The 4538-nt window shown below is 30.6% G+C and carries 5 protein-coding genes; 4 read left to right on the forward strand and 1 reads right to left on the reverse strand.

Features of this window, described 5'->3' with window-relative positions; translation table 11 throughout:
- The first annotated feature begins 88 nt into the window (after positions 1 to 88).
- Both ACYQ0O_RS12840 and ACYQ0O_RS12845 read left to right on the forward strand, forming a co-directional pair.
- The gene (locus tag ACYQ0O_RS12840; RefSeq protein ID WP_459893702.1) at positions 89 to 379 is read left to right on the forward strand and encodes a hypothetical protein; all 291 of its coding nucleotides are present in this window, start codon (positions 89 to 91) and stop codon (positions 377 to 379) included.
- Positions 380 to 498: 119 nt separating this feature from the next.
- Positions 499 to 1560 (forward strand): integrase domain-containing protein, encoded by a 1062-nt coding sequence (locus tag ACYQ0O_RS12845; RefSeq protein ID WP_459893704.1) that lies wholly within the window; start codon positions 499 to 501, stop codon positions 1558 to 1560.
- Here ACYQ0O_RS12845 and ACYQ0O_RS12850 read toward each other — a convergent pair.
- Positions 1532 to 2713: a replication initiation protein gene (locus ACYQ0O_RS12850; RefSeq protein ID WP_459893706.1), complete on the reverse strand. Its 1182-nt coding sequence runs from the start codon at positions 2711 to 2713 to the stop codon at positions 1532 to 1534. The two genes, ACYQ0O_RS12845 and ACYQ0O_RS12850, sit on opposite strands and share 29 nt — an antisense overlap.
- A gap of 802 nt (positions 2714 to 3515) precedes the next feature.
- On the opposite strand from ACYQ0O_RS12850, the gene ACYQ0O_RS12855 reads away from it, so the two are divergent.
- Positions 3516 to 3785, forward strand: coding sequence for a type II toxin-antitoxin system RelB/DinJ family antitoxin (locus tag ACYQ0O_RS12855; RefSeq protein WP_075070204.1), 270 nt, complete (start codon positions 3516 to 3518; stop codon positions 3783 to 3785).
- Positions 3778 to 4047, forward strand: a complete 270-nt coding sequence (locus ACYQ0O_RS12860; protein ID WP_459893709.1) for a type II toxin-antitoxin system RelE/ParE family toxin — start codon at positions 3778 to 3780, stop codon at positions 4045 to 4047. Before ACYQ0O_RS12855 ends, ACYQ0O_RS12860 begins: the two co-directional genes overlap by 8 nt.
- Positions 4048 to 4538: the final 491 nt, after the last annotated feature.

The following is a 4538-nucleotide window of genomic DNA, read 5'->3' on the forward strand; positions in this document are numbered from 1 at the left end:
CCGGTGCTCGGCACAAAAACCGGTCGGTTTACCTGATTTAGCATTTAGCTCGGGACGGAGTCCAAAAAAGGCAAAAAAAGGGAGAAAAATGGACTATATAAAAAAAGTAATAAAGGACAAAAGACGTTTTCTTGGCTTTGTAGAACCGAAAACAAAATACCAGAAGCGAAAAGAAAAGACGATTTTTACCTTTTTATTTTATATGAAAAAGGTAAAAAAGATAAAAAAAATGAATCAGTTTAGATACTATCATATACAAGATTTTTTAATTGACTTACAAAAAAAAGAAAATCTTGCAGAATCAACAATTAATGAAAAAGAAAAAATACTTAAAGCATTTTTTAATAGAAACAAATTAGATTGGAATTTTAATAAATAGCAATAAGGCCGTGTGAATCACGGCCTTATTTTTTTTTCTTTTTTTTACTATTATACAAAAAATTTTTCTATTATATTATATATAAATATATACCTTATAAAACAAAGGAGTATTGATATATGAAACCAATGGGAACATTTAAAAATAACACAAAAGCAAGTATTCTATCTAAGGAAATTATGTATTTCCACAACAGAGGCTTTGCAAGTGCAAAAAAAATACAAACAGTCTTAAATTTGATCCGAAACAATACAGAAATAAAACATTTAAAAAATTTAAATAAAGATATTGTGAAAGAAATAGCAGAAGAAATAGCAGAAAAAGTTGAAGATGGTGAAATTAATGCAACGAGTGGAGCAGATTACATATCTGCATTAAACCAAATAATAGATTATACAAATCATTTTTTTAATCAAGAAATAAAGGAAATACATTATTCAGAATATTTTTGTAAATCAACAAAATATGAAGACAAATCAGTATCACAAGAAATACATCAAAATTTTCAAGAGTTTTTGTCAGAAAAATACAAAGAAACAGGCGAAGATAGATACAAAGCCCTTCAACTTGCAACAAAACTGCAACGAGAGCTTGGTTTGAGATTCAGGGAGAGCGTGGGGCTTAATAAAAAAACAATTGAAAGAAGTTTGGAAACTGGAAAGTTAAGTCTAAGCAGACAAGACTGGACAAAAAATGCCCGAGAAAGGGAGATCCAGCTAAATGAGGATCAGAAAAAACTATTAGAAGAAACAAAAAATTATTTAGAAAAATCTAACCAAGTAAATTTAGCTGGGGCTCAGGCAGAAAATTGGAAAGATTACAAATATATATCGCATTTCCGAAGTTTTGCGGATTCAGTCAGGACCGAATTTAATTCTTCAACCAACACAAATTACAGGTTTCACGGGGAAAGACATGCTTTTGCCCAATCACGCTATGCCCAACTATGGGAGCAAAAAATTGACATAAAAATAGACCCACCCATCAAATGTAAAGGAGATTTTTGGACTTATGTAAAAGATCAAGTCGACTGCTACCTAGATAAAGCGGAAAAACACATCGAAGACAAGCTCACCCTGCCAGAATTGAAAGCGATCGACAAAGAGATCCGCCAAGAAATCTCTCAAGAGTTAGGTCATAATCGCGTGAGTATCACTCACACATATTTGGGTTGTCCATGACATTAACATTAACTCTCTTTTCTCTAAGTTTCTCTAAAATTGCTCTTGCTTTCTGATTCCCTATTGTAGCCAACATTTCTAAAGATTTTGTACTTAGTTTTTCTAGATTATCTTGTTTTTCCTCTTCTGCTAATTTTATATCTTTTATATCAATAGTGTTAGCTCCAGCATAGTCTTCTTCTATCGCCTTCTTTAAAAAAGCTGGGAAATCTTTTATTTCACGTGATTCACTTTTATTAACAACATACTTTATCTGTTTTTTAATAAATTCTTTATCAGTTTCTTGTAATGCAGAATTAATAATATTTATTACTCTTAAGCTGTTTCTTAAATTTTCAGGAAGTAATGCAAGAAGCTCTTTTAAATCTTTGTTATTTTTAATTGATTCTTTTGTTATCTTATTATTATTGTTGTTTAATTTTATTTTTTGTTTAGGAGTTATAATGAATTTTATATTAACATATTTATTACCTTGCTTTATTAATTTATATTCTACAAAAAAATTTATATCTTTATTTGAATTTATTTCTTTAATTGCAGGATTTAAAACAAATTTTCTAATATTTTTAAATTTTTTATATGATTTTTTACCATTTATACCAAATATTTCTTTAAACTTTTCTATAGACATCTCAGGAACTTCCACATTTTCATAATCTTTGCATAATTCGTACATGATTATACTATATTTACTTTTTAATCCTTTAATTATCATTAAATCAATTTTTGCGTATAAACTATTTGGATTTCCTTGCAAAATATCTTTAATGGATTGTCGAATCATTTCTGGAATAGTATATGATATTAATATTTCTTTAGTAATTTTATTTATCTTATATTCTAAATTATCTACTAAATGTGATTTGCCCTCTATAATTAAATCTTTTTCAAGCAGATTGTAATGAACAGATGTTTGATATAACTTGTCTAAAACTTTTTTATAATAATTATTATTTTTATCATTTTCGCTTACATTTAAATTTTCAACTAATTTTTTTAATGTAATATCAAATTTATACTTATTAAAATTTTTTTCCAATTGTTTTTTTACATTAAATAATAGTCCGTTGTAAAACTTACGCTCCAATTTATTTAAATCCCCGCCTATCGTTATGCTTCCGCTTGGTTTTTGTAAAATTTTTACTTCCTTCATTTCACACCTCCTCAAGGACTTTGTAAAAGGGATAGGGATAGAAGTCAAGACTATCCTACCCCTAGGGTATTAAAAATCTACCCCTAGGGTATTAAAAATCTACCCCTAGGGTATTAAAAATCTACCCCTAGGGTATTAAAAATCTACCCCCTTTTGCTTTTATCCTAAATAATTTTAGAAGGTTACGCTCCCTAAAATTCTTAAAACTTTTAAAACTATAAAACGACGACCCACCCACCACATCCCCGTCGTCGTCGTTTCTTTTTTTTATTTTTTTTTATTTCTGCTATTTTTTTGTTTATATATCTTATAAATCACACTCATAGCAGCTCCTAAAGTGATTATAGTTAGCACAATACATATTTTTATTGCTAGTTCCATCTTTAATCCTCCTTTTGCCCTTTTTTAGCCTTGCCTATATAAAATATCATTTCAGACAAAAAAGACCTGAAAGAAGGCAGAATTTTGCGTCCTGTGTCCTATATAAGCTCCTCCTTCTTCCTCCTTTCTTTGGATCTAGAAATCCAAAAAAAAATTTTTTTACCTTTTTTGGATTTTTTCAAAAACAATTTTTTGGTATTAGAAAAGTTTAGTTTTATTTTTATTTTGCTAAATAAAACAAATAGTTAACACCTTTCTCTTTAAATCTTTTAAAATATATAAAAAACAAACAAACATCCCAAAAAAGAAAAAACCCATGGTCATGACTTTGACGTGGCCATGAGAAAGATGTATTATATACACATACTATATGTATTAGTAATAGATTTAACCTTCTTTTAAGTGAGATAGGAGGCATTATATGGCCATAGCTGAACGAGTCAGAACAAACTTAACTTTAGATAGAGAGCTAAAAGAACGAGCCAGAGCGATTGTCAGAAAGTACGGACTATCCTTAAGCGACGCAATAAACCTATTTCTCTATGAAATAGTGAGCAAAGGGGAACTGGAAGTAGCTCGGAAGATTCTACCTACAGAGGAGACTTGGGAGGCTATTCAGGCTTCCAGGAGAGGCGAAGGACGTTGTGTAACCCTGGAAGAGTTCAAGCAGGAGATACTTGGTCTTGAATAAGTTAATAGTACTAAAGAGCTTTGAGAAGGACCTAAAAAAACTTAATCTTAAACGAGAAAAGCTGGAAAAGCTCTTTGATGCTGTGGCCAGACTTTTATCTGAGGAACCCCTGCCAACAGAAATGCGAGATCATAAACTTGTGGGAGAGTTGGCAGATTTCAGGGAATTTCATTTGGGCGGAGATCTTTTAGTTTTATATAGAGTAACCAAGAAGGAAGTTTTTCTTGTGCGAATAGGGACACATAACCAGCTATTCAAATAAGTTCTAATTGTCTTTTTTTTACGTTTTTGATTGCCTGCCTAATATTTTTATTATCCTTTACTTTCGAAAGCTAAAATACCCCAAAAGTTTTTTATCCTACCATCTTTGGAAATCTGGATCCAAAAAATTTTTTACAAAAAAGCATTTTTTTTTAATTTTTTTTAATTTTTTAACTTCGGACTTTCTATTCTATAAATAAGTTTTTTTGGCTGGTGTGATTTAGGAAAACAAATCGGGACCCCCCGCAGTCTCTTTGGCGAGCCGAAAAGGCGAGCCAAAAAAAGAGACTGCGGGGGAAGACAAAAGCAAAAAAAGACAAAAAAAGGAGGAAAAATCATGAAAAACAATTACTTAGAAGAAAAAGCAAAAAGAGAACGACAAGAACGACAAGAACGAAAAACCAAAAAAAGGAAGAGAAGAAGGAAGGGACAGAGTCCTTTTCTGACCTAACTTCTCCCAGCCTTTTAAGAGCCCAGGGAAATTAGAGCCCG

The sequence above is a fragment of the Desulfothermus okinawensis JCM 13304 genome (assembly GCF_054654515.1).